This is a genomic window from Thalassospira sp. ABD4_177 (genome assembly GCF_056160125.1).
Genome location: NZ_JBSWWO010000001.1, coordinates 2,560,225 through 2,584,272, shown reverse-complemented (window position 1 = coordinate 2,584,272; position 24,048 = coordinate 2,560,225). Strand labels below are relative to the sequence as shown.

The window sequence follows — 24,048 nt, the reverse complement described above, 5'->3', positions numbered from 1 at the left end:
GATGACCGATACGCCCAAGCTTTCCCATTGTGCCGACTATGTCCGGCGCCATGACCGGGACCGGTTCCTGTGCGCGCTGTTTGCGGCACCGGAAAAACGCGAATCCCTGTTTACGCTCTATGCCTTTAATCAGGAAGTCTCCAAAACCCGCGAGATGGTCAGTGAAGTCATGCTGGGCCATATCCGCCTGCAATGGTGGCGTGACACCCTGACCGAACTGGGCGAGGGGCAAGTGCGCAAACACGAAGTCGTCGAACCACTCGCCGAACTGGTCAAGGACGGTCAACTTGATGTTGCCGACCTTGAAGCCATTGTGGCCGCCCGCGAGTTTGATCTGGAAGATCGTCAACCCGCCACGCAGCAGGAGCTTGATCGTTATATCGATCAGACATCGGGGCAGGTGAGTGTCCTTGCGTCACGACTTCTCGGGGCAGAGGGGGAGGATGCCGAACATGCCGCACGTCTCGCCGGCAATGCCTATGGGTTGCTCGGGATCATGCGCGCCATTGTCTTCCACGGGCGTTCGAAACGGCTTTATCTGCCCAAGGACCGAATGGACCATCACGAAGTAGCCCAAGGTGATGTGTTCGAGTTTCGCAAAAAGCAGGAAATCCGCGATTTCATCGGCGAGTTGGCCAAGCTTGCACGTGACCGGATCCATGAAGCCCGCAAACATCGCCGTGCCTTGCCAAAAACGGCCCACGCCGCCGCATTGCCGGTTGTTCTGGCCGATGGGTATCTGCGCAAACTGGCAAAGGCCGATTTTGATCCGTTTTCTGCTGAGTTTGGTTTGGCACGCCCGGCAAGCTTGCGTTTAACGTTAAACGGGATGCTCAAGAGATATTGATTGCATGTGGCTTGCCACATAAGCATCACAAAAATATCTCTTAATGTGAGAACAAAGGTCAGGACAGCATCGAACTGTCCATGGTAGCGTTGATAAGGCTTTGAAATTGGGCGCAACACAGGACGAACCTGAGATGAGTACCGGCATGGCAAATTCGATCTCACTGACACGGATGCGATGGCTTGATGGCCTTGTGCTTCTTGCCAGCCTGTGCCTGTTTGCGATTTCCTTTTCGACGGCGCGTGCGGCCAGCATTGATCCCTTTGTCGGATCTTATCACGGGACCACCATCGAACATGCCGAGAACGAGCTTCAGGCGCGTGATCTTGATGTCGTGATTGAAAAAACCGAACGCGGCTTTGTCGTCGACTGGTCAACCGTGATCCATAAGCCCGATGGCCGTGAAAAAAACGTATCGCTGGATGTCGAGTTCTATGCAACGGAACGGGCCGATATTTATGGCAGTGCGATGCGTTCGGGCCTGTTTGGCAAACGTGTTCCCAATGATCCCCTCAAAGGCGAACCGTTCTTCTGGGCCCGGATCGTTGGTAAGACGCTGACCATTCATGCGCTCTATATCAACGATGAAGGCGGGTATGAGATGCAGGTCTACAAGCGCACGCTTGACGAGGAAGGAAACCTTGATCTGGTCTTTCGCCGTTTCCGCGATGGTGAACAAATTCGCGATGTTACCGGCAAGCTGACCCGGCAATCCGATCCGTACTGATCGCGCGTGATGTTCAAAGAAAAAGCCGCATCTGATGTGATGCGGCTTTTGTCCTTTTAGGCGCTCGACACAGCACCCAACCATTCATCGAATAGCGGGATGGCCCGGTCAGTATAGAGCTTCTTGCGATCACGCCCCTTGACCCGTTTTGTCAGTTCAAGATCGGGAAACAGGCCGAAATTCACATTCATGGGCTGGAAGGTGCTTTCATCCGCACCACCGGTGATGTGGTTCAAAAGGGCGCCCATGGCGGTTGCAAGCGGCGGGGCCGCGATTTCCGTGCCGGCTTTTTCTGCCGCCGTAAACCGACCGACCATAAGACCAACGGCCGCACTTTCAACATATCCTTCGCAGCCCGTAATCTGACCGGCAAAACGCAGGTCCGGGCGTGATTTGAGGCGCAGCGTACCATCCAGAAGACGTGGCGAATTCAGGAACGTATTGCGGTGAATGCCACCCAGACGGGCGAATTCCGCGTTTTCAAGGCCCGGAATAGTCCGGAAAACGTCGACCTGTGCGCCGTATTTCAGTTTGGTCTGGAACCCTACCATGTTGTAGAGCGTGCCAAGGGCGTTGTCCTGGCGCAGCTGAACGATTGCGCGCGGCTTTTGCGTCGGATTATGCGGGTTGGTCAAGCCAACCGGCTTCATCGGGCCGTGGCGCAAGGTTTCACGGCCACGTTCGGCCATGACCTCAATCGGAAGGCAGCCATCGAAATAGGGGGTGTCTTTTTCCCATTCCTTGAATTCGGTTTTTTCGCCGTCAATCAGGGCGTCGATGAAGCGGTTATATTCGTCTTCATACATCGGGCAGTTGATGTAGTCCTTGCCGTCGCCCTTGTCATAGCGCGACTGGAACCATGCCTTGTCGAAATCGATGCTGTCCTTATAGACAATCGGGGCAATGGCATCAAAGAAGGCCAGGCTTTCCTCGCCAGTGGCCTTGCGGATGGCATCTGCCAACGCACCGGATGTCAACGGCCCGGTTGCGATGATGGTTTGTTCCCATTCTTCGGGCGGGAGGCCATCAATTTCGCCGCGTTCCATCGTGATCAATGGATGGTTTTCAAGCGCGTTCGTCACGGCTTCGGAAAAACCTTCGCGGTCGACAGCCAATGCACCGCCCGCGGGCACCTTGTGCTGATCGGCACAGCGCATAATGATCGATCCAGCACGGCGCATTTCATCATGGATCAGGCCGACGGCATTGTATTCCTTGTCGTCAGACCGGAACGAGTTCGAACAGACCAGTTCGGCACACTTGTCAGTGTGATGCGCATCGGTCGGGCGCGTCGGACGCATTTCATGGATGATGACGGGCACACCGGCTTCTGCCAATTGCCAGGCGGCTTCACTGCCTGCCAGACCGGCGCCGATAATATGAACAGGTTTGACCGTATTCACGTGTGCGAACTCCTTGCCAGAGTGGGTTTTGATAACGTGGCACACACATAGCGGTGCAAGGGGGCAGATTTCAAGTCAATTGCACTGCAAGATCAGCAAACGAGTTCACATCGCGCCAGGCGGGAAAACAATTTTCACAACACCACATCCATCGCGTCTTAAAGGCCAGAGCCGTTCTGTCCCGATAACGCGAAGATGGCATCATGAGTTACCCGCATCATCCTTATGGTTACGAACCCACCCATTGTCCGGTGATCGGCCTTGTGCCGCGCCGAAGACACGTCATCGATGTGGAGTGCATCGAGGTGCGTGAAGAACCTGAAAATGAGGATGATGAAATCAAAACCGAACCCAAAGAGCGTCGGCTTGGTTTTCCGTTCGGTGGCTTGGGCGAGGGCGGGTTTGGTCCGGCCGATATTGAAGGCATGATCGAATATGTAGTCGCCACGCGACAAGGATGGCGGTCTTCGATGGTTATTCGTGCCTTCCTGCGATGGTGGCGCGAGGAAGGCGATCCCGAAAACGCGGCACTACAGGACCGCAAGCAATCCGATGCCATCATCATGCTTCTCGCGCTTAATCAGGGGCGGGATGGCTTTGTGCAGGGATATCTGCATGACCTGAAACATGAACAGAAAGACAAACCGAAACTTTTGCCGCCGGCCAATCCGGTCGAAAAGGCGTTTAACAAAAGCCTGCGGATTGCTGCCCTAGCTTTGGCGCTGTCGCCGATTGTGCTCGTTTTTGCTGTGTTGCTGTTTGTTCAGGTCGACAACATCATCAGTACGGGCAGTGGCAAGGTATTCGGGTTTAGCTATGACTTGTTGTTTGTCGTGGGCAGTTTTGGCGCAATCGGTGCGCTGACCAGCATGATGATGCGACTTGGCAAGGATGTGCCGTGGGATGAAATGGAACCGGCATCTGTGTTCTTTAATTTCCTGTTTAGGCCCTGCATGGGGTTCTGTTTTGCGATCATCGTGCTTCTGGCGTTGCGAGCAGGGATGTTGCCAATCCCGCTTGATGAGCTGCACAAGATTGATGACCTTGACCAGATCAGTCAGTCAGCTGCCGCCGGTCAGCAGATTTCCATCGTTTTGGTCTTTGCCTTCCTGTCCGGATTTAGTGAACGCCTCAGCACAGCACTGGTCAAACGGGTCGAGGACCGGGTCACGCATTCCGGCTAGGTATGTCTGAACCCGATCCAATGTGCCGTCCTAAAATACGTTGACGGTTTTGCTTGAGCCAGCGGATGATCATCCGCTGGCTTTTTGATGCACGTTTTCTGGTGTTTGCATTCCCAAAGCGATGTGCGGTCGCATGGTATTGTAAGTATCGATGGCCTCCTTGACCAGTTTACGGAGGTCCTCGAAGGTTTTGCAGCGGTGCAAGAGGAACTCCTGCTTAAGAATACCGTTCATGCGCTCGGCCAAGGCATTCTGGTAGCAATCATAGCCATCGGTCATTGATGGTGTAATTTGGTGCTTCCTCAGAACCTTCTGATAGCAGCCCGAACAAAATTGCAGGCCTCGATCAGAATGATGGATCAACGGCTCTTTGGTGATCCGGTTACTGATTGCCTGTTTCAATGCCCCGACTACCTCGGATGCGGCCATGTTGTGGCTGAGCACATGTCCCATAATCTTGCGGGAAAAGGCATCGGTGACCAGCGAAAGGTAGTGCACGCCTTCATCACTCTCGACATAGGTGATGTCGCTGACAAAGATCTCTTCGGGACGGCATGGCTTGCGTCCGGTCACCAGGTTTGGATGCTTTCTCATCCAGTGTTTGCTGTGGGTGGTTTTGGTATAATTCTTTTGTGGCTTCACCAAAAGACGATGCTCTCTGAGCCAGTCAAACAGACGATCACGCCCTATCTTGATCCCAAGACGGCGTAAATCATCCTGCAGCAGTTGGTAAACCGACTGCCTTGAAAGACCAAAACAGCGACAGGTTCGGCTCAGACTGACTTGCCCTTGCGCCTGTAATGTTCTCGCAGTTCGGATAAGTACTTTTTTCGCAGGCCGGCTCCATATTCCTCATCCATGATGGTGATCATGCCATCCATCACCATGACGCGAATCCGTTCGTCTTCAAGCTCCCTTTCAAGGCGCTTGATCTTCTGTTCAGGTGTTTCTTTCAATGGGGACATGGCTGGTTGCCTCGTTATGGACCAATCGAGCTTACCATGTTTGCGCAACCAGTTCAGGACTGTACTGCGTCCCTGGATACCATAGTGGGATTGTGCCTGCTTATAGGTCATCTCGCCTTTTTCGACCTGATCCACGACAGCCAGTTTAAAGCCCATATTGTAATCACGTTGCGTGCGCTTGCGACGCGCTGCTCCTGACTTTGACATTGTCATCTCCTATAGGTGACAACGTATTTCAGGACGAGACACAAAAATAAAAAAGGGCAGCTCGAAGCTGCCCTTTTGGTTTATTCAAGCCCCAGATGGCGTTTCAGGTAACGGCCGGTATAGCTGCGCTCATTGCCCATGATGTCTTCCGGTGTCCCGGTGCCGACCAACTGGCCGCCGCCATCGCCACCTTCTGGACCGATATCAATGATCCAGTCGGCGGTCTTGATAACATCCAGATTATGTTCAATCACAACCACTGTATTGCCCTGATCAACAAGAGTATGCAGCACTTCCAGAAGCTTGCGGATATCATGGAAATGCAAGCCCGTCGTCGGTTCATCAAGGATATAGATGGTGCGACCCGTGGCGCGTTTTGACAGTTCCTTGGCAAGCTTCACACGCTGGGCTTCACCACCGGACAGTGTCGTCGCCTGTTGGCCCAGATGGATATAGGAAAGCCCGACCTGTTTGAGGGTTTCCATCTTGTCGCGGATTGATGGCACGGCCTTGAAGAAATCCGCACCTTCTTCGACTGTCATATCAAGGACATCGGATATCGACTTGCCTTTAAACGATATTTCCAGCGTTTCACGATTATAGCGATGGCCTTTGCACTGATCACATTCGACATAAACGTCGGGCAGGAAGTGCATTTCAATCTTGATCACGCCATCGCCCTGACAGGCTTCGCAACGCCCGCCCTTGACGTTAAACGAGAACCGACCGGGCTTGTAACCGCGTGTTTTGGCTTCAGGCAATTGCGCGAACCATTCACGGATCGGCGTAAAGGCGCCGGTATAGGTCACCGGGTTCGAACGCGGGGTTCGGCCAATCGGGCTTTGGTCGATATCAATGATCTTGTCGATCAGCTCGACACCCGTGATCTCGTCATGTGCGCCGGGATAATGACGCGCATTATGCATCCGCTTGGCCAGCGCCTTATACAGCGTTTCGATCACAAGGCTTGATTTTCCGCCACCGGAAACCCCGGTAACGCAGATGAATTTACCCAGCGGGAAGTCGACATCAATGCCCTGAAGGTTGTTGGCCGTCGCACCCTTGATAGTGATCGCCTTGCCATTGCCATTGCCCTTGCGGCGTTCCTTTGGAACCGCAATCTGCTCAACGCCGACAAGGTATTTACCTGTCAGGCTGTCCGGGTTTTGCTGGATCTGCTCGGGCGTGCCTTCGGCAACAATGCGGCCGCCATGGATACCCGCACCTGGGCCCATATCAACGACGTAATCGGCCGCACGAATGGCATCCTCGTCATGTTCCACGACCAGCACCGTGTTCCCCAGATCACGCAAGCGTTTCAGGGTCTCAAGCAGGCGGTCATTGTCACGCTGATGCAGGCCGATGGACGGTTCATCAAGCACGTACAAAACGCCGGTCAGGCCGGACCCAATCTGTGAGGCCAATCGGATACGCTGGCTTTCACCACCTGATAACGTACCTGATGTGCGTGACATCGACAGATAATCCAGACCGACATCACGGAGGAAGCGCAGGCGATCATTGATTTCGCGCAAGACACGACGCGCGATCTCGGTTTCTTTGGCGTTCAGTTTCTCTTCAAGGGCGATGAACCAGTCACCTGCCTTGGCAATCGAAAGGTCGGTCACCTGTGAAATATCACAGCCATCAACCTTAACCGCCAATGCTTCGGGCTTCAGGCGCTTGCCCGAGCAGGTCGGGCAATTTGACACCATCTGGTATTTAGACAGTTCGTCACGGGCCCACTGGCTGTCGGTTTCCCGCCAGCGCCGAGACATGTTGGGAATCACACCTTCGAACGGGCGGGAAACCTTGTAGCTGCGCGAACCATCGTCATAGGTCACCGTGACTTCCTCGTCACCGGAACCATGCAGAATGATATCCTGTGCCTTCTTGGGCAGTTTTTCCCACGCGATATTGGTCTTGAACCCGAAATGCTTGGCAACCGACTTCAGGGTCTGCAGGTAATATTTCGATGTCGTGCTGGCCCAGGGCGCAACAGCCCCGTCCTCAAGCGTCTTGCTTTCATCAGGCACGACCAGCATCGGATCAAACTCCATCTGGGTGCCAAGGCCATCACATGCCGGGCAGGCGCCAAACGGATTGTTGAATGAAAACAGACGCGGCTCGATTTCCTCGATGGTAAAGCCGGAAACCGGGCAGGCGAACTTTGCCGAAAACACGGTGGTGTCGCCGGTTTTGGCATCCTCGGTCAGGACAATGCCGTCGGTGAGTTCAAGCGCGGTCTCGAAACTGTCTGCCAGACGGGTTGAAATGCCTTCCTTGACGATCAGGCGGTCGACTACGATGGAAATGTCGTGTTTGAGCTTCTTGTTCAGCTCCGGTGCTTCATCGATGTCATACATTTCGCGATCGATTTTGACACGCTGGAAGCCGCGTGCGCGCAATTCACGCAGTTCCTTTTTGTATTCGCCTTTGCGACCCCGCACGATCGGGGCCAGAAGATAAAGGCGCGTGCCTTCATCCATTTCCATAACCCGGTCAACCATTTGCGACACGGTCTGGCTGACAATCGGAAGGCCGGTCGCCGGCGAATAGGGGATGCCAACACGCGCCCAGAGAAGACGCATATAGTCATAGATCTCGGTCACCGTGCCGACGGTGGAACGCGGGTTTTTCGATGTCGTTTTCTGTTCGATGGAAATCGCTGGCGACAGACCATCAATATACTCGACATCGGGCTTTTGCATCAGCTCAAGGAACTGGCGCGCATAGGCCGACAGGCTTTCGACATAGCGACGCTGGCCTTCGGCATAGATGGTGTCGAACGCGAGCGAGCTTTTGCCAGACCCCGACAGGCCGGTAATCACCACAAGGGAATCGCGCGGCAGTTCCACATCAATGTTCTGAAGATTGTGTTCTTTCGCACCGCGAACCGAAATTTTCGTCAGCATGTCGGGCCTTTTGTTCCTGAATTGTTCGGAAAGTGTATAGAGGAGCCAAACGCTATACGCAAGCGCACCCCTGACAGTTCCTGTCAGTATTTGTCAGGAGACTGTCAATTAACAATCCCGCGCATGATGGAGCCACGAAAAAGCCCGCCGAACAAGACCGGCGGGCTTCATAAATCCTGTGACCGGAAAGGTCAGATTTTTTTCTGGCTTAGCCTTTGGTAACCGAGCGACCGGTTGCGCCAAGGTCCTTGAAAGCTTCTTCGAGGCGGGCTGCCATCGAAAGTTCCGCTTCACGGATCCAGACGCGCGGATCGTATTGCTTTTTGTAGGGCTGATCGGTTTCCGGATCGACCTGATACTTGAAAGCACGATCATTGGCTTCGACATATTCGCCGACCGGACGGGCATAGGCGAACTGGGTATCGGTATCGATATTCATCTTGAAGCAGCCATAGCTGACAGCTTCTTCGATTTTCTCTTTTTCCGAACCGGAACCACCATGGAACACGAAGTCGAGCGGACGGTCACCAAGACCATGTTTCTCGGCAACGTATTTTTGGCTTTCCAGAAGGATTTCCGGCCGGAGCTTGACATTGCCCGGCTTGTAAACGCCGTGCACGTTGCCAAATGCGGCCGCGACAGAGAAGTGACCCAGCGGGGAAAGACGACGATAGGCTTCTTCGACTTCTTCCGGGCGGGTGTACAGGCGCGGATCGATTTCCTCGACCGAGGTATCAAGTTCCTGACCGATACCGTCTTCTTCACCACCGGTAACGCCCAGTTCGATCTCAAGGCTCATTTCGATGGCGGCCATCCGTTTGAGGAACGTCTCGCAGGTTGCGAGGTTGTCTTCAACGGACTCTTCGGAAAGATCAAGCATGTGGGAGCTATAAAGCGCCTTGCCGGTTTCGGCGTAGGCTTTTTCGCTCCATTTCAGCATCTCATCGACCCACGGCACGAACTTGCGGTTCGCGTGGTCGGTATGCATGACAACAGCAACGCCGTAATGCTCGGCCAGAAGCTGCGCATGGCGGGCAGCAGAAACAGCGCCCAAAACGCGCGCCGTTGCGGCATCCTTGATGCCCTTGCCGGCAAAGAACTGCGCACCACCATTCGACAGCTGAATGATGATGTCGGAACCGGCATTTGCAGCAGCTTCAAGGGCCGCGTTCATTGTGCTCGATGAGGTAATATTGACGGCGGGAAGGGCGTAACCGTCCTGCTTGCAGGCAGCAACGAGTTCGCGGTAGGCAGCACCGGTAACAACACCGGGTTTAACGGAAGGCATGTGGGTACTCCTCCTGGGGGTCAGAGTAAAAACAGATCAACAGCAAAATCTCCTGAGGATCCTGCATACAAACTGTTACAGAGCCCAATGCATCTTCTAAATGCTCTCTCAGGTCAAGGTTTTCCATCATAGACTTTCGGAAAATATCGCGTTTCCCAAGAACTATGTCGATTGCGCGCCCCTGATCCAGCTTTGCGACACATTGAACTGATCATCAAACAAGATCATATCGGCCTGATAACCTGGCGCCAACCGGCCAAGAACATCACCAAGCCCAAGAAATTCCGCCGGGTAAAGCGATGCCATGCGCAGGGCTTCATCAAGCCCGATCTCGGCCATTTTCATGCAATTGCGCACCGCAGAAATCATATCGAGGTCCGAACCCGCCAATGTCCCATCTGCAAGCGCACAGCGCCCGGCAACAGCGATGATTTCCTCATCTCCCAGCTTAAAACGCTTTTCAGTCGCACCAACCGTTGGCATCGCGTCGGTCACCAGCATCATTTTGCCCTTGGCTTTGGCGCGCACGGCAACCTTGATCACGGAGGGATGAACATGAAAACCATCGGCAATCAGGCCGCACCACGTGCTGTCATCAGACAGTGCTGCGCCGACGACACCCGGTTCGCGATGGCTTAGGGGGCTCATGGCGTTAAACAGATGGGTGAAGCCATGCATGCCTTGACCAATGGCTGCCATGATATCCTCATAACGACTAGCGGTATGTCCGGCACAAACAAGAACACCGCGTGAGACCAAATTTGTGATGGCATCAGGCTCCGTATTTTCCGGTGCCAAGGTGACCAGTGTCCGTCCATTGCGCAGGCCTGACAGCAGCTCAATCGCGTCATCTTCCATCGGCCGGATCTGCTCGGCCGGATGCACACCACGTCGCTCGCGGTTAAGGTAAGGTCCCTCAAGGTGGATCCCGACCACACCGTGAACACCTTCATCAAGCGCTTGCTGAACAGCAGCAATGGCAGCAACCATCTTTTCACGGGTATCTGTGATCAGTGTTGGCAGCATGGCGGTTGTGCCGAACCGACGGTGCGCGGCGACGATTGTTTTGATGGTCTCGACATTTGGTGCATCGTTCAGGAGCACGCCGCCGCCGCCATTAACCTGAACATCAATCAGTCCGGGGGCGAGGATCCGATTACCTACATCAATAACATCAATGTCAGAAGGGATTTCGTTTTTTGGGAGTAGGGCTTCAATCATCCCTTCACGGACGATAACAGCCTTATCCGTATGAAAATCGTTACCATCGAAAACCCGGGCGTTGAAAATTGCAAATGTGGTCATTGGTCTTCCCGGCAAAGCTTTCGGATAGCGACTAAGTAGGGCGTGCGTACCTTGCTGGCGCACAAACCGAATTTCCCAGAACCTTTACACATCTGCAATGTGCAAACCAACAGTTACTCGTTGATTTTAAGATACCCGACGTTCGGGTTTTAGAATCGTCAAGAACGCTCGAAGCCAAATTCGCAAATGAAAATCGGCACATCAAACGCAATATTCGTTTCAACAAAGCCGAAAATCAAAATCGCAGCCAGTCGATTCAAAAAATCACTTTACTGTAACATTTCGACGGAATGCGAAAACACAAGGAATACCGGGGCATGCAGGAGGGGCGTCGTCAAACACAGGATTTCTGCATGATCGAAAGGCTTTCATGCCCATTCAATTTGTGAGATGTTCATTTGAACATTTGAAGGGGTCGAATGTACTAACAATATCAATAATCGACAGTCCAAACGGTAATTACGCACATCAAAAAGTAAATTTCCGAAAACTGTCACTTGAGGAAGCGTCCCCCTCAGATGAAAACGAGAGCGTTGCGAGAGACCGTTCAACGAGCGGCTTTTCGCGCAAAGTTTTTATTTGGGAGATAGAAAATCATGTTCCGCAAAACACTGATGGCGGCTGCTGCCGTGTTTGCCCTTGGCAGCACCGCACAAGCTGCAACCGAGATCACTTGGTGGCATGCAATGGACGGCGCACTTGGCGACGTCGTCAACCAGATCACCGAAGACTTCAACGCAAGCCAGGATGAATACAAACTCGTATCCATCAACAAGGGCGGTTACGAAGACACCATGACGGCCGGTATCGCAGCGTTCCGCGCGAAAAACCAGCCGAACATCATTCAGATCTTCGATGCCGGTGCTGCTACCATCATCAACGCCAAAGGCGCTGTTAAGCCGGTTCAGGACCTGCTTGAAGAAAACGATGTCACTTTCGACATCAATGATTACATCCCGGGTGTTCGTTACTTCTATGCCGATTCAGAAGGTAAGATGATCGGCATGCCGTTCAACAGCTCGACCCCGCTTCTGTATTACAACAAGGAAGCCCTCGACAAAGCTGGTGTTGATGTGCCGAAGACCTGGGAAGAGTTCGAAGCTGCTGCTCCGAAACTCAAGGAAGCTGGTTTCACAGCACTTGCACAGTCGCACAGCCCGTGGATCTTCTTTGAGAACTTCATGTCGCGTCACAACCTGCAGATGGCGACCGCCAACAACGGTTATGACAGCACCGATGTTGAAATCCTCTACAACAACGATGCTCTGAAAGATCACTGGCAGCACGTCAAGGATTGGAAAGACGCTGGCTATTATGGTTATTATGGCCGTGCATGGGGCGCAAACCAGGACGCATTTGTTCAGCAACAGGTTGCAATGTGGATCGGTTCGTCTGGTTCGTTCGGTGGCCTGCGTAAATCCGCGCAGTTTGATTTCGGCACCTCGACCCTTCCGTACTGGGAAAATGTTGGCGATGCACCGAAATCGACCTTCATCGGTGGTGCAGCACTCTTCGCATTCTCGGGCCATGATGCCGAACAGGATGCAGGTGTTGCTGAATTCTTCAAATTCCTGACCAAGCCGGAAACCCAGTACTACTGGCACAAAGAAACCGGCTATGTTCCGATCACCAACGCAGCATATGACCTTGCAAAATCGGACGGCTATTACAAAGAAAGCCCGGATGCCGAAGTTGGTATCATCCAGCTTTCAGAAGAAGGCGGCGAGTGGACCAAAGGTTACCGTCTTGGCTTCTACGTCCAGATCCGTGAAGTCATCTATCGTGAAGTCGACAAGATCATGAACGGCGAAGAAACCGTTGATGCAGCCTTTGCGACCATCGAAGAAGAAGCAAACGGTCTGCTGGATCGCTTCAACGATACCTACTCGAACTAATCTGCTTTTCGCAAATGCGGGGCGGCCGATCTTTTGGCCGCCCTGTTTTGCATTTTCTGATTTTGCCTTGAGGTTGCGTTCACAATGAAGCGCGTACAATTTGAACACAGCGCGGTGCCATATCTTTTCATCGCACCGCAAATTCTGATTATTTGCATATTCTTCCTGTGGCCGGCGGCCCAGGCGCTGTATCAGTCGTTCCTGCTTGAAGATGCCTTTGGCCTGTCTTCGCAGTTTGTCTGGTTCCGCAATTTCGAAGATGTGCTTTCCAGCAGTTCTTGGACACGCTCTGCCATCTTCACTGTCGTATTCTCGGTTCTGGTTTCCGTGCTTTCCATCGCGATCTCCCTGTTTCTTGCAGTGCGCGTCGATGAAGTGATCCGGGGTGCCAAGAGCTATAAAACGCTTCTGATGTGGGGTTATGCGATTGCGCCGCCGGTGGCAGGTCTTCTGGGCAACATGATGTTCAACCCGTTGATGGGTGACCTTTACAAGGCATTCAACAGCTTCGGGTTTGAGTTCAACCACATCCAGAACGCCAATGACGCAGCCTTCGTCGTCATTCTGATTGCCGTCTGGAAACAGGTCAGTGTGAACTTCATCTTCTTCCTGTCCGGTCTTCAGGGCATTCCGAAATCGGTCCAGGAAGCAGCAACCCTTGACTGCAAAAGCCCGGAACGCCGTTTCTGGACGATTACTTTCCCGCTTCTCGCACCGACGACCTTCTTCCTGTTGGTGATCAACCTGACATACGCCTTCTTTGAAACCTTTGGCATCATTGACGTTTCGACAAAAGGCGCGCCGGGTGGATCAACCGCGACCCTTGTTTACAAGGTTTATGTCGATGGCTTCCTTGGTGCAGATATGGGCGGCAGTGCCGCGCAGTCGGTCCTGCTGATGATCATGGTCAGCGTCCTGACCGTGTTCCAGTTCCGCTTCATCGAACGTAAAGTGCATTACTAGGGGGAACGTCATCATGTATCAGTCAAAATGGCGTATATTTACCAACCACACCATTCTGGTGCTTGGCGCACTTTTCATGATCCTTCCGGTCTGGATAGCCTTTGCGTCTTCCACCCACACCCGGGAATACATTTTCCAGCATGGTCTGCAATTCTGGCCGGGGAACGAGTTCTTTTCAAACTACGGCGCCATCCTGTTTGATGCAGAGGCAACCAAGGGCAGGGTCACCGCAATCGAAATGCTGTTTAACAGCATGGTGCTTGGCCTTGGCTTTGCGATCGGCAAGGTGATCATTTCGATGATGGCGGCTTACGCCATTGTCTATTTCCGCTTCAAACTGGCGGTGCCGTTGTTCTGGATCATTTTCTCGACGCTGTTGCTGCCACTCGAAGTCCGCATCGTGCCGTCTTACGAGGTTGTCGCAAATCTCGGGTTGCTCAACACCTATACCGGTTTGATCTTGCCGCTGATCGCGTCCGCTACGGGCACATTCTTCTTCCGGCAGTTTTACCGTTCGGTCCCGGATGAGCTTCTTGAGGCTGCCAGACTGGACGGGGCAGGGCCGCTGCGCTTCTTCATCGACATTCTTGTGCCGCTGTCTGTCACCATGATTGCCGCGATCTTCATCATCATGTTTGTCGTTGGCTGGAACCAGTATCTCTGGCCGCTTCTGATGACGACGGATGATCAGCTCTACACCATCGTGATCGGGATCAAGCAGGTCTACAACTCGCTTTATGAAGGCGGGCAAATTCCGCAGTTCCCCAAGGCATTCGCACTGACAATCATGGCAACCATCCCGCCGGTTCTGGTGGTGGTGATCTTCCAGCGCATGTTCGTAAAGGGGTTGGTCGAGACGGAGAAATAATTCCGTCTCCCAAGCCCGCTGAATTGAAAATAATTGATCCGCATACAGGATACTAAGATGGCAACTGTAACGCTTAATCAGGCTCAGAAAACCTACCCGAACGGCTTCAAGGCCATTCACGGGATTGACCTTAAAATCGAGGATGGCGAGTTCACCGTTCTTGTCGGTCCGTCCGGCTGTGGCAAATCGACCTTGCTGCGCATGATCGCAGGTCTGGAAGGCATTTCTGACGGGGAAATCAGCATCGATGACAAGGTCGTCAACACGGTCGCCCCGGCGGACCGCGATATTGCGATGGTGTTCCAGAATTATGCGCTTTATCCGCATATGAACAACTATGACAATATGGCTTATGGCCTGAAAAACCGGGGTCACAGCAAGTCGGAAATCGATACCAAGGTCCGCGATGCGGCCCGCATTCTCCAGCTTGAAGACCATCTTGAACGCAAACCCCGCCAGCTTTCCGGTGGACAACGCCAACGTGTGGCCATGGGCCGCGCAATCGTACGTCAGCCAAAGGTGTTTTTGTTTGACGAGCCCCTTTCAAACTTGGACGCCAAGCTGCGTGTCGATATGCGCCTTGAAATCAAGAACCTGCAGCAACGCCTTGGCATTACGTCGGTTTATGTCACCCACGATCAGGTCGAGGCAATGACGCTTGCCGATCGTTTGATCGTGATGAATGGCGGGATTGCCGAACAGATCGGCTCACCGATTGAAGTCTATGAACGACCGGCAAGCCAGTTCGTTGCAGGCTTTATTGGATCGCCAGCCATGAACTTCCTGAAAGGCAAGGTCTCTGCCGACAAGAAGCATGTGACGGTTGGGGACGGTGTTGAACTGGAACTTGATCACGATGTCGAAGGGGGGCGGGATGTCACGGTCGGCATCCGCCCAGAACATCTTAACATGCATAATGATGGCCAGGGCCGCATTGATGCCGGGGTCCGCATGGTTGAATCGCTTGGTGCGGAAACACTGGCCTATCTGGATTTCGGTGCGAACGCCGACAACGTCACCTTTCGTCTGCAGGGAACGCATCAGTTTGCTCAAGGTCAGAAATTGAACCTTTCTGTTCCGGCTGAGAAAATCCATCTATTTGATATCGATAGCGGCAAGCGCATCTGACCACGATCGAATATCTCAGCTATTTATCAAGCGCCTCTGACACCATAACTGTCAGGGGCGTTTTTTGTTCTCCGCATGGACAGTTTACCCTTGTCTCAAACCGTGCGACCGGGGTAGTTCCTATCGGCGAACGTTAAGGAGTACATCGTGCAGACCGACCAGAAAAAAGCGCTTTATGAAGAAGCGACAAAAGAACTGATCAGCATCACTGAAGGCGAAACCAACGTGACCGCCCTGATGGGAACGGTTTGCTGCATCCTTTCGCAAAAGTTCGATTATTACTTCTGGACGGGCTTCTATAATGTTGATCCCCAAAAGGAAAACGAACTTGTCGTCGGGCCATATCAGGGTACCCTCGGCTGCCTTCGCATTCCGTTCGGGCGGGGTGTCTGCGGTGCGGCGGCATCAACGCTTGAAACCCAGGTGGTCGCCGATGTTCATGCGTTTCCAGGCCATATCGCCTGTGATAGCCGGACCAATTCGGAAATCGTTGTGCCCGTGACTAATGCGGATGGACAGTTGATCGCCGTGCTCGACGTCGATAGTGTCGAAGCCAATTCGTTTGATGAAACGGATCGCATTGCACTTGAATCTTTAATGCAGCGCATTTTTGCGCAATGATAACCCACAAGCCCCGACAAACCGGGGCAGCGGACAACACAAACTTTGGAAGATAACCCATGGCTGGCAGTGTCAATAAAGTCATTCTCGTCGGGAACCTTGGCCGCGATCCTGAAATCCGGTTTACCCAGGCTGGCAAAAAGATCGCCAATTTCAGCATCGCAACCTCCGAACAGTGGCGTGACCGTCAGTCCGGTGAGCGCCGTGAGCGCACCGAATGGCACCGCATTGTCGTGTTCAATGAAGGGCTTGCTGATGTGGTAGAGCGCTTTGTGAAAAAAGGCAGCAAGCTCTACATCGAAGGTCAGCTACGCACCCGTAAATGGCAGGGGCAGGACGGCAAAGACAACTACACCACCGAAGTCGTCCTTGAAGGCTTCAACTCGAACCTGACCATGCTCGACAACCGCGGCGGCGGTGATGGTGGCGGCATGGGCGGCGGTTCGTCCTCCGGTGGTGGCTATGGCGGGGGCCAGGACAGCGGCGGCTTTGGTGGCGGTTCTGATGCCGGTTGGGGCAATGGTGGCTCGTCCGGTGGCGGTTCGGCACCGGCTGGCACCCCGGATCTTGATGACGAGATCCCGTTCTAAGCATCTGCGTCAAACGACAGAATTCAATGCACCTCGAAACATTGATTGTTTCGAGGTGTTTTGTTTTGGGGCGGGTCCTTTGAATTCGGTCCTTCCAGTCACACATCACATGGAACAGCCAAATCAAAAGATTTTCAGCTACGACGCTATAAATACTTAAGAAAATCTGATTTAAGATTGAAGATCACACTTGGTGGAACATGGGAGCCGTTTTTGGCCGGTCCGATATTTGGAACCCCGCGGATGGGGCAGAGCTATAACGTTCAGGACTGTGTCTATGCCGTGATCAAACGCGAGAATGGCGACGTTGCCGTTGCGCGCACGCCCAAAGGGATTGTTCTTTTGGGGGGCGGCGTTGAAGACGGCGAAAGTGAACGCGATGCCCTGTATCGTGAAGCTTACGAGGAATCCGGATACCGGGCGCACATTCTATCGCGGCTCGGCTTTGCGTCCCAATATGTCAATAATGCTGCCAAGGACCGCTTCCGCCTGAAACGTGCGACCTTCTTTCTGTGTGAATTGACCGAAAAGCTTGGCCCACCGGTTGATCAGGACCACGAACTGCTTTGGCTACCCTATAAAGAAGCCCATGATGGCCTCATCCGGCCATTTCATCGATGGGCACTGGAATTTGTGCGCTAACCGCAGCACTTTTTGAACTTTTTGCCCGACCCGCACGGGCAGGGGTCATTTCGACCGGCTTTGGCCGGCACTGACAAGTGCTTTTCGCCCGGAAACACGCCATCTACATAAAACCACTTGCCGTCGCGACGTTCAAAATTGGATCGTTCGTGAAGCTGATGTTTTTTGCCGTTTTCCTCAAACCGGGCGATGAATTCGACAATGCCGGTCTGATCAAGAATGCCACCAGCGACGCATTCAATAATTTCCAAACCAGTCCAATGCGTGGTGTCTTGCGCGATACTTTCCGCGTCAAACCCGGAACGATTTTCCTCTGCCAGCGTTGAAAGAAGGTAAGCCCCATCACGCAGGACAAATGCACAATATCTTGATCGCATCAGCTTTTCTGCCGACTCAGCACTGGCAGCACCCGAATGGTACTTCCCACAACAGGCGCCATAACTTTTCAGACTTCGACACGGGCAGGGCGCGTCTGCGGTAAGGGTGTGCATGATGAACTCCATTCAGCTTGGGCTTTTGCGGCCACCATACAGGAGCCTTTTCACGCACGCCATATCGCAGCGCCGCGCATATTGAAATATGGCCTGATACGACTGGAAAAGCCGTATGTCAGATGCGGCAATGGGAATTTGGACAATTTGCCTTTGTTTCGCCGCATATCGATCCTAGCGTTAATTGTTAGCGTTTTAAGTACCCGACTGTTTTTGTCGACTATAGTTGCTAAAACGCTGATTTAGACTGATTAATATATCTGAAACACATGTCGGAAGTTCTTGACGGATTTAGTCGGGTTTAGATATATTAATAAATGCGGGTGGGGGCCCAAAGGCACCGCCGGATCAACGTCCGGCCAATTGGCGGACATGTAAATTGTCGATTTGCTTCGAGTAAGGATGAGACACGATGAATGAACTTCTTATTAGCGTCTGCTGTCCTCTTCCATAGGTGACTTTGGAATGAGATACGGTCGGATAACACGTCTTCGCAGGCAGAATCCGGTCGTCCACGTGAATTATTTCACAACCGATAGCGTTTGCGCGTCATCCAGCTTCTGACGGACTCCGTATCCAGTATAGATGCCGACGTGTAAACCTCTCAGGAGGACATAGAATGAGCGCCATTAAATTACCAGCCGTTCCCCAGGAAGAGGGTTTCTCGGGCTATCTCCGTGAAGTCTGGAAATTCCCCATGCTTACGGCAGATGAAGAATACATGCTGGCCCACCGTTATCAGGACCATGATGACACCGAGGCCGCCCACAAACTTGTAACCAGTCACCTGCGCCTTGTTGCCAAGATCGCGTTTGGCTATCGCGGTTACGGCCTGCCGATGGCAGACCTTGTTGCAGAGGGCAATACCGGCCTGATGCGCGCTGTGCAGAAGTTCGATCCGGAACGTGGTTTCCGCCTGTCGACCTATGCGATGTGGTGGATCCGTGCAGCCGTGACCGAATACATCCTGCAGAGCTGGTCTATGGTCAAGCTCGGTACGATGGCCGCGCAGAAGAAGCTGTTCTTCAGCCTGCGTAAAGCCAAGCGTCAGCTTAACATTTATGACAATGGCGAGCTTTCGCCAGAGGAAGCTGATCAGGTTGCAGAGAAACTTGGTGTAACCGGTCGTGAAGCGCTTGATATGAACCGTCGCCTGGCGGCGCGTGACTTCTCGCTCAACACGCCGATGCCAAAAGACGAGGGGATGGAGTATCTCGATACCCTGTCGTCTGAAGCACCGAGCCCGGAAGCCATGGTTGCCGACGCCGAAGAACGTGTTCTTCACAACGGCATGCTGAAAAACGCCCTGGGCGAGTTGCCGGAACGTGAACAGGAAATCATCAAGGCCCGTTTCCTGAGCGATGATCCGATCACGCTGGAAAAGCTTGGTGAACGCTTCGGTGTCAGCCGCGAACGTGTCCGTCAGCTTGAAGCACGCGCTTTCAAGAAGATCCAGGAAAGCGTTCTGACCCAGCACGCGGCGGCTTAACCATAACGCACCCGACCAAAACAAAAGGCGGCATCCCCTCGGTGCCGCCTTTTTTATGCTATATCGTTTGAACGAAAATAGACTAGCTCAGCCTTTTGAAAGCACGTCGCGCGATTTGGCAATAATTTCGATGGTCTTGTTCCAAAGCGCGTATTTGGTGACTTCCTTTACATTGACCCACTTGGCATCGGCGGCATCACCGCCCAGCGTGATGTCAGGATTAAGCGCCACCGCGACAAAATCGATCAACGTGTAGTGATATTCGACCTTGTCATCCTCGTTGGTGGAAATCATGTCCACCGCATCGACAAGGATCGGACTTGAAATCTTGATCCCGGTTTCCTCCAGAACCTCGCGGCAAACGGCATCGCGGACGGTTTCACCAAGCTCCTGCGCACCACCCGGAAGGCTCCAGGTGCCCGCATGCGGTTCCTTGCCGCGCTGGATCAAAAGAACATGGTCCTTGTGCCAGACAACGGCGCCGACACCGATAAGGGGTCTGGGCAAAAAGGTTCGCTGATCATCAAGTTCAGTAATCGTCATCATCTTCTTCCAAATCATCGTCCGGGTCAGGGACTTCATGCACGACCTTGCCGGTCATTTCGCGGGCCCGAATACCGGGGGTTCCAAGAAACTGTTCCTCGGACTCCGGATGGAGCGACATCACAAAATCCCGGGTCGGCGCATCACCGATGGCAAACTGCCGCGCGGTTTCATAATCAGGCGCACGAACCTTGGCGGTTTTGATCCCGACCGAGCCGTCATCATCGTAAATATATTCAACAATCCAGACCTGCAAAACGTCTCCACAACAATTCTGATCTGCAAATTACGGTTTGTTGGTTGCACCGCAAACTTGAATACTGCTATCACTTTAAGAAGCGGGAATAACCCGGCTTTAAGTCCCAGCTTCACTATATTCTCACGTACAATGATCAAAAGCCAAAGACTAATCTTGCAGTTTTGGCTCTTGATATTTGGCTCTTTTGCACAGGTGGTCAATGAACGCCAAGCGCGACGACAGTGATGATCCGGAAAACAAGAGTTCGGATCATGTTATCCCAAGTCCGGGTATGTTTGCCCGGATAAGAGCCTATTTCCTGACCGGTGTGCTTGTCAGTGCACCTCTTGCAATTACCTTCGGGCTTGCCTGGTGGTTCATCGAGTTTGTCGACAGCAAGGTCATCCCGCTAATTCCGGCGCACTACAATCCGGAATCCTATCTTCCGGTCGGATATGAAGATTACGGGATTCCCGGCTTTGGCCTTCTGGTCATTATCGTTTTCATCACCGTTGTTGGCTGGTTTACCACCAACTTTGCCGGTCGAGCGTTAATTAAGCTTTACGAACGCATTCTTGGCCGCATCCCGGCGGTGCGCAGCATCTATGGCGCGGTAAAACAGATCCTTGAAACGGTTCTGGCCAACCAGTCCAACGCATTCCGTCAGGCTGTCCTTCTCGAATATCCGCGCCGCGGCATGTGGGCGATCGGCTTTATCACCGGCGAAACCACAGGTGAGGTGCAGAACCTGACCGAAGACAAGGTGATCAATATCTTCCTGCCCACCACACCAAACCCGACTTCGGGCTTTTTGCTGTTCGTGCCCAAGCGTGATGTGGTGATCCTTGATATGACGGTCGAAGAAGCCATCAAGATGGTCATGTCGGGCGGCATCGTTACACCGCCAGACCGTCGTCCGGAAGCAGAGCGCAACCAGCCGCAGGTCTCGGCCAAAACCTACGAGAATGTCGATACCCTGCGCGAAAAGGAAAACGTTCCAATCCTGGTCTCGCGCGACATATCTGCACGGACAGAAAGCAGTGACACGCAGCCGAAGGACGGCAAGACACCTGAAGACGCGTGATTGCTGAACACCCTGCATGCTTTAGAAGAAAAGGGCGCATCAAAAGATGCGCCCTTGTTTTTTTTACCCAGACCGGAAATACCGAACCGCTTCGTCGCGCTCGAACAGATAAAGCAAAAGCCGTAGCGCATCCCCCCGGGTTTTCTGCAAATCCGGGTCACGTTCGACAATCAAACGCGCATCATCGCGCGCAATCGCCAACAAATCACCATGTAGCTCCAAATTGGCCAGCCGAAATTCCTGAAGGCCACTTTGACGCGTGCCAAGAACCTCGCCAGCACCACGAAGCTTCAAGTCTTCTTCAGCGATAATGAAACCGTCCTCGGTTTCGCGCATGATCTTGAGGCGGGCCTTGGAAACCTGCCCAAGCGGATTGCCATACAGCAGCAGGCAGGTTGAGGCAGCGTCACCACGCCCGATACGACCGCGCAGCTGGTGAAGCTGTGCCAGGCCGAAGCGTTCAGAATGCTCAATCACCATGATGGTTGCTTCGGGCACATTCACCCCGACTTCGATCACGGTGGTGGCAACAAGGATGGAGGTATCGCCATGGGCGAACTTTTCCATGACTTCATCCTTTTCCTTGCCCTTCATCTTGCCATTAACAAGGCCGACACGCTCCGCGCCAAACAGCTCTGCCAATACGCGATGGCGTTCCTCGGCCGCTTGCAGGTCCAGAACTTCTGAATCCTCGACCAGCGGACACACCCAGTAAATCTTGGTGCCGCTGCGCATGGCGCGTCCGATGCCCGAAATGACATCATCGACCTTATCAATCGGCAAGACACGGGTATCAACGGGTTTCCGACCGGGTGGCTTTTCATCAAGCCGCGAGACTTCCATATCTCCAAAGGCCGTCAAGGTCAGGGTACGTGGAATAGGGGTGGCCGTCATGACCAGAACATCCACTGCCTGACCTTTACCAGCCAGCATCAACCTCTGATGCACGCCAAAGCGATGCTGTTCATCGACGACCGCAAAAGCCAGATCATGGAACGCTACATCATCCTGAAACAGGGCATGCGTTCCGACTGCGATCTGGACATCGCCACTGGCAAAGCCTTCGAGTGCGGTTTTGCGGGCCTTGCCCTTGTCGCGGCCGGTCAGAATGGCACATTTGATGCCGATTTGCTCAAGCAGTGGTGAAATGGTTTCAAAATGCTGCCGGGCAAGGATTTCAGTCGGCGCCATCAGGGCCGCCTGACGGCCGCATTCGACCGAATTTAGCATCGCCATCAGCGCAACCACGGTTTTGCCTGACCCGACGTCCCCTTGGAGTAGGCGCAGCATGCGGCCTTCGCTTGCCATATCATCATAGATATCGCCAAGTGCGCGTTGCTGCGCACCGGTCATGGCAAAGGGCAGGTGGTTGCCGAGCGCTTTGCGCAGGCGGCCATCGCCCTTGGTCACACGACCGCCCAGTTTGCGCATCTTGGCGCGGATCAGTGTCAGGGCCAGCTGGTTGGCCAGTAATTCATCATAGGCGAGGCGCTTGCGCGCCGGATGATCGGGCGACAGGTCGGTTTCATCCTGTGGATTATGAACCGTATAAAGTGCCGTTTTCAAATCCGGCCATTTGTGGCGATCAACCAGGGCCGGATCATGCCATTCCGGCAAATCGGGCAGGGTCTCAAGTGCCCCTCGCACTGCCTTGGTCAGCGTTTTACCCGTAACCCCGGCAGACATCGGATAGACCGGCTCAACCGTCTGGATTTCAGAACGTTCTGCCTCTGTCCCGATACGGTCCGGGTGGGTAATCTGATATTCCCCGCGATAATGATCTATCTTGCCTGAAACGATGCGCTTTTCACCCACCGGCAAGATGTCATTTAGGTACTTGGCCCGCGCATTGAAAAACGCCAGAACCAGCATACCGCTTTGAGTTTTGCAAATCACGCGATACGGACGGCGCCGATTGGGTGCGGGGTCATGCCGTTCCACCCAGACATCCATGGTCACGACCGAACCGTCTATGGTGTCAGCAAGGTCCGGGGAAAACCGGCGATCAATGATGCCAGATGGCAAATGCCACAGCAGATCTGCCACATGTTCCCCACCGATCAGGCGCGCCACCAACGGCTTCAGGCGCGGTCCGATACCGGCCAGCGTGTCAATTTCAGCAAAAAGCGGGAACAGAATTTCCGGGCGCATGACGGTTTTCGTTGAAACTTTCGATGAGAACGTTAATAGAACAATTGCGTTTATGGCACGGGTATACAACAAAACTATCCCGCCACAACCATCAAGTCATCATTTGATGCAAAATGACCCGATCACGGCATGGACCCGTAGGAAAATTTGCCGTACAAACCATGCCACAGAACAGGCTGCAGTCGCCGCCCGCCAGGCACTGCCGAGGAAGTCAGGAGATCGTATAATGACCGACACCGTATCGGACCTTGAAATGCGCCGTAAAAAGCTGCTGTTCCGGGGAAGCCACCGTGGCACCAAGGAGAACGATATCCTGATGGGCCGTTTCATGGACAAGCATCTCGCGACCTTGAGCGAAGAGCAGCTTGATACATTCGAAACCCTGATCAACGAAGTTCCGGATGCCGATTTCTTCAAATGGGCCACCGGCAAGGAAGAAGCACCCGCGCAGTATGACACCGATGTCCTGCGCATGATCCGCGCGCTAAGCAACGCCTGACAAGA

21 protein-coding genes and 1 pseudogene are annotated in these 24,048 nt (G+C 53.4%); 13 read left to right on the top strand and 9 right to left on the bottom strand.

The annotated features are described in order from the left end of the window. Window position 1: 1 nt before the first annotated feature. A complete protein-coding gene (locus ACXAF0_RS11840) occupies window positions 2-847 on the top strand; it encodes a phytoene/squalene synthase family protein (protein WP_475346052.1) in 846 nt (281 codons plus the stop codon). Window positions 848-980: 133 nt separating this feature from the next. After that, window positions 981-1,574, top strand: coding sequence for a hypothetical protein (locus tag ACXAF0_RS11835; RefSeq protein ID WP_475346051.1), 594 nt, complete (start codon window positions 981-983; stop codon window positions 1,572-1,574). 56 nt (window positions 1,575-1,630) lie between these two features. Here the strand turns inward: ACXAF0_RS11835 and trmFO are convergent, their stop codons facing one another. After that, a complete protein-coding gene (trmFO, locus tag ACXAF0_RS11830; protein WP_475346050.1) occupies window positions 1,631-2,977 on the bottom strand; it encodes a methylenetetrahydrofolate--tRNA-(uracil(54)-C(5))-methyltransferase (FADH(2)-oxidizing) TrmFO in 1,347 nt (448 codons plus the stop codon). Window positions 2,978-3,180: 203 nt separating this feature from the next. Here trmFO and ACXAF0_RS11825 point away from each other — a divergent pair, with 203 nt between their 5' ends. Then, window positions 3,181-4,161: a hypothetical protein gene (locus tag ACXAF0_RS11825; protein WP_475346049.1), complete on the top strand. Its 981-nt coding sequence runs from the start codon at window positions 3,181-3,183 to the stop codon at window positions 4,159-4,161. Between the two features lie 69 nt (window positions 4,162-4,230). Here the strand turns inward: ACXAF0_RS11825 and ACXAF0_RS11820 are convergent. The 4 genes and pseudogenes from ACXAF0_RS11820 to nagA all read right to left on the bottom strand — a co-directional run bounded on the left by ACXAF0_RS11820 (window position 4,231) and on the right by nagA (window position 10,841). Beyond that, window positions 4,231-5,333 (bottom strand): annotated as a pseudogene (locus ACXAF0_RS11820) (IS3 family transposase). An 80-nt stretch (window positions 5,334-5,413) separates the two neighbouring features. Then, complete coding sequence (gene uvrA / locus ACXAF0_RS11815; RefSeq protein ID WP_475346048.1) at window positions 5,414-8,248, bottom strand: excinuclease ABC subunit UvrA; 2,835 nt, start codon at window positions 8,246-8,248, stop codon at window positions 5,414-5,416. A 208-nt stretch (window positions 8,249-8,456) separates the two neighbouring features. After that, window positions 8,457-9,536, bottom strand: coding sequence for a class II fructose-bisphosphate aldolase (gene fbaA / locus ACXAF0_RS11810; RefSeq protein ID WP_475346047.1), 1,080 nt, complete (start codon window positions 9,534-9,536; stop codon window positions 8,457-8,459). A gap of 162 nt (window positions 9,537-9,698) precedes the next feature. Then, entirely contained in the window at window positions 9,699-10,841 is a 1,143-nt protein-coding gene (gene nagA / locus ACXAF0_RS11805; RefSeq protein ID WP_475346046.1) for an N-acetylglucosamine-6-phosphate deacetylase, read from the bottom strand. Window positions 10,842-11,437: 596 nt separating this feature from the next. Between nagA and ACXAF0_RS11800 the strand changes: the two genes are divergently transcribed. The 7 genes from ACXAF0_RS11800 to ACXAF0_RS11770 all read left to right on the top strand — a co-directional run bounded on the left by ACXAF0_RS11800 (window position 11,438) and on the right by ACXAF0_RS11770 (window position 17,548). Beyond that, window positions 11,438-12,736, top strand: coding sequence for an extracellular solute-binding protein (locus tag ACXAF0_RS11800; protein ID WP_475346045.1), 1,299 nt, complete (start codon window positions 11,438-11,440; stop codon window positions 12,734-12,736). An 84-nt stretch (window positions 12,737-12,820) separates the two neighbouring features. Then, window positions 12,821-13,699 (top strand): ABC transporter permease subunit, encoded by an 879-nt coding sequence (locus ACXAF0_RS11795; protein WP_475346044.1) that lies wholly within the window; start codon window positions 12,821-12,823, stop codon window positions 13,697-13,699. Window positions 13,700-13,712: 13 nt separating this feature from the next. Continuing rightward, window positions 13,713-14,567, top strand: coding sequence for a sn-glycerol-3-phosphate ABC transporter permease UgpE (gene ugpE / locus ACXAF0_RS11790; protein ID WP_475346043.1), 855 nt, complete (start codon window positions 13,713-13,715; stop codon window positions 14,565-14,567). A gap of 57 nt (window positions 14,568-14,624) precedes the next feature. Then, window positions 14,625-15,695, top strand: coding sequence for a sn-glycerol-3-phosphate import ATP-binding protein UgpC (locus tag ACXAF0_RS11785; protein WP_475346042.1), 1,071 nt, complete (start codon window positions 14,625-14,627; stop codon window positions 15,693-15,695). 147 nt (window positions 15,696-15,842) lie between these two features. Next, the gene (locus ACXAF0_RS11780; RefSeq protein ID WP_475346041.1) at window positions 15,843-16,316 is read left to right on the top strand and encodes a GAF domain-containing protein; all 474 of its coding nucleotides are present in this window, start codon (window positions 15,843-15,845) and stop codon (window positions 16,314-16,316) included. A gap of 59 nt (window positions 16,317-16,375) precedes the next feature. After that, window positions 16,376-16,906 (top strand): single-stranded DNA-binding protein, encoded by a 531-nt coding sequence (gene ssb / locus ACXAF0_RS11775; RefSeq protein ID WP_475346040.1) that lies wholly within the window; start codon window positions 16,376-16,378, stop codon window positions 16,904-16,906. Between the two features lie 243 nt (window positions 16,907-17,149). Continuing rightward, on the top strand, window positions 17,150-17,548 hold the full coding sequence (locus tag ACXAF0_RS11770) for an NUDIX domain-containing protein (protein ID WP_475346039.1): 399 nt from the start codon (window positions 17,150-17,152) through the stop codon (window positions 17,546-17,548). Here ACXAF0_RS11770 and ACXAF0_RS11765 read toward each other — a convergent pair. After that, entirely contained in the window at window positions 17,545-18,039 is a 495-nt protein-coding gene (locus ACXAF0_RS11765; protein ID WP_475346038.1) for a YchJ family protein, read from the bottom strand. The genes ACXAF0_RS11770 and ACXAF0_RS11765 overlap by 4 nt on opposite strands. A 619-nt stretch (window positions 18,040-18,658) precedes the next feature. On the opposite strand from ACXAF0_RS11765, the gene rpoH reads away from it, so the two are divergent. Then, entirely contained in the window at window positions 18,659-19,528 is an 870-nt protein-coding gene (gene rpoH, locus ACXAF0_RS11760) for an RNA polymerase sigma factor RpoH (protein ID WP_475346037.1), read from the top strand. A gap of 87 nt (window positions 19,529-19,615) precedes the next feature. Here rpoH and ACXAF0_RS11755 read toward each other — a convergent pair whose 3' ends face one another. Beyond that, window positions 19,616-20,071 (bottom strand): NUDIX hydrolase, encoded by a 456-nt coding sequence (locus ACXAF0_RS11755; RefSeq protein WP_475346036.1) that lies wholly within the window; start codon window positions 20,069-20,071, stop codon window positions 19,616-19,618. Next, window positions 20,058-20,327, bottom strand: a complete 270-nt coding sequence (locus ACXAF0_RS11750) for a hypothetical protein (RefSeq protein WP_475346035.1) — start codon at window positions 20,325-20,327, stop codon at window positions 20,058-20,060. The genes ACXAF0_RS11755 and ACXAF0_RS11750 overlap by 14 nt, the downstream gene beginning before the upstream one ends. Window positions 20,328-20,529: 202 nt before the next feature. On the opposite strand from ACXAF0_RS11750, the gene ACXAF0_RS11745 reads away from it, so the two are divergent. After that, window positions 20,530-21,393, top strand: a complete 864-nt coding sequence (locus ACXAF0_RS11745) for a DUF502 domain-containing protein (RefSeq protein ID WP_475346034.1) — start codon at window positions 20,530-20,532, stop codon at window positions 21,391-21,393. Window positions 21,394-21,456: 63 nt separating this feature from the next. Here ACXAF0_RS11745 and recG read toward each other — a convergent pair whose 3' ends face one another. Continuing rightward, entirely contained in the window at window positions 21,457-23,544 is a 2,088-nt protein-coding gene (recG, locus tag ACXAF0_RS11740) for an ATP-dependent DNA helicase RecG (protein WP_475346033.1), read from the bottom strand. A gap of 226 nt (window positions 23,545-23,770) precedes the next feature. On the opposite strand from recG, the gene ACXAF0_RS11735 reads away from it, so the two are divergent. Further along, window positions 23,771-24,043, top strand: coding sequence for an FAD assembly factor SdhE (locus ACXAF0_RS11735; protein WP_475346032.1), 273 nt, complete (start codon window positions 23,771-23,773; stop codon window positions 24,041-24,043). Window positions 24,044-24,048 lie beyond the last annotated feature (5 nt).

What these genes read in the sequence shown, in the direction of transcription:
- ACXAF0_RS11825 (WP_475346049.1), top strand. Translation starts at nt 3,181, where the DNA reads ATGAGTTACCCGCATCATCCTTATGGTTACGAACCCACCCATTGTCCG.
- ugpE (WP_475346043.1), top strand. Translation starts at nt 13,713, where the DNA reads ATGTATCAGTCAAAATGGCGTATATTTACCAACCACACCATTCTGGTG.
- ACXAF0_RS11770 (WP_475346039.1), top strand. Translation starts at nt 17,150, where the DNA reads ATGGGGCAGAGCTATAACGTTCAGGACTGTGTCTATGCCGTGATCAAA.
- ACXAF0_RS11785 (WP_475346042.1), top strand. Translation starts at nt 14,625, where the DNA reads ATGGCAACTGTAACGCTTAATCAGGCTCAGAAAACCTACCCGAACGGC.
- fbaA (WP_475346047.1), bottom strand. Translation starts at nt 9,536, where the DNA reads ATGCCTTCCGTTAAACCCGGTGTTGTTACCGGTGCTGCCTACCGCGAA.
- nagA (WP_475346046.1), bottom strand. Translation starts at nt 10,841, where the DNA reads ATGACCACATTTGCAATTTTCAACGCCCGGGTTTTCGATGGTAACGAT.
- ACXAF0_RS11800 (WP_475346045.1), top strand. Translation starts at nt 11,438, where the DNA reads ATGTTCCGCAAAACACTGATGGCGGCTGCTGCCGTGTTTGCCCTTGGC.
- ACXAF0_RS11745 (WP_475346034.1), top strand. Translation starts at nt 20,530, where the DNA reads ATGAACGCCAAGCGCGACGACAGTGATGATCCGGAAAACAAGAGTTCG.
- ACXAF0_RS11835 (WP_475346051.1), top strand. Translation starts at nt 981, where the DNA reads ATGAGTACCGGCATGGCAAATTCGATCTCACTGACACGGATGCGATGG.
- uvrA (WP_475346048.1), bottom strand. Translation starts at nt 8,248, where the DNA reads ATGCTGACGAAAATTTCGGTTCGCGGTGCGAAAGAACACAATCTTCAG.
- rpoH (WP_475346037.1), top strand. Translation starts at nt 18,659, where the DNA reads ATGAGCGCCATTAAATTACCAGCCGTTCCCCAGGAAGAGGGTTTCTCG.
- ACXAF0_RS11735 (WP_475346032.1), top strand. Translation starts at nt 23,771, where the DNA reads ATGACCGACACCGTATCGGACCTTGAAATGCGCCGTAAAAAGCTGCTG.
- ACXAF0_RS11755 (WP_475346036.1), bottom strand. Translation starts at nt 20,071, where the DNA reads ATGACGATTACTGAACTTGATGATCAGCGAACCTTTTTGCCCAGACCC.
- recG (WP_475346033.1), bottom strand. Translation starts at nt 23,544, where the DNA reads ATGCGCCCGGAAATTCTGTTCCCGCTTTTTGCTGAAATTGACACGCTG.
- ACXAF0_RS11840 (WP_475346052.1), top strand. Translation starts at nt 2, where the DNA reads ATGACCGATACGCCCAAGCTTTCCCATTGTGCCGACTATGTCCGGCGC.
- ACXAF0_RS11795 (WP_475346044.1), top strand. Translation starts at nt 12,821, where the DNA reads ATGAAGCGCGTACAATTTGAACACAGCGCGGTGCCATATCTTTTCATC.
- ACXAF0_RS11765 (WP_475346038.1), bottom strand. Translation starts at nt 18,039, where the DNA reads ATGCACACCCTTACCGCAGACGCGCCCTGCCCGTGTCGAAGTCTGAAA.
- ssb (WP_475346040.1), top strand. Translation starts at nt 16,376, where the DNA reads ATGGCTGGCAGTGTCAATAAAGTCATTCTCGTCGGGAACCTTGGCCGC.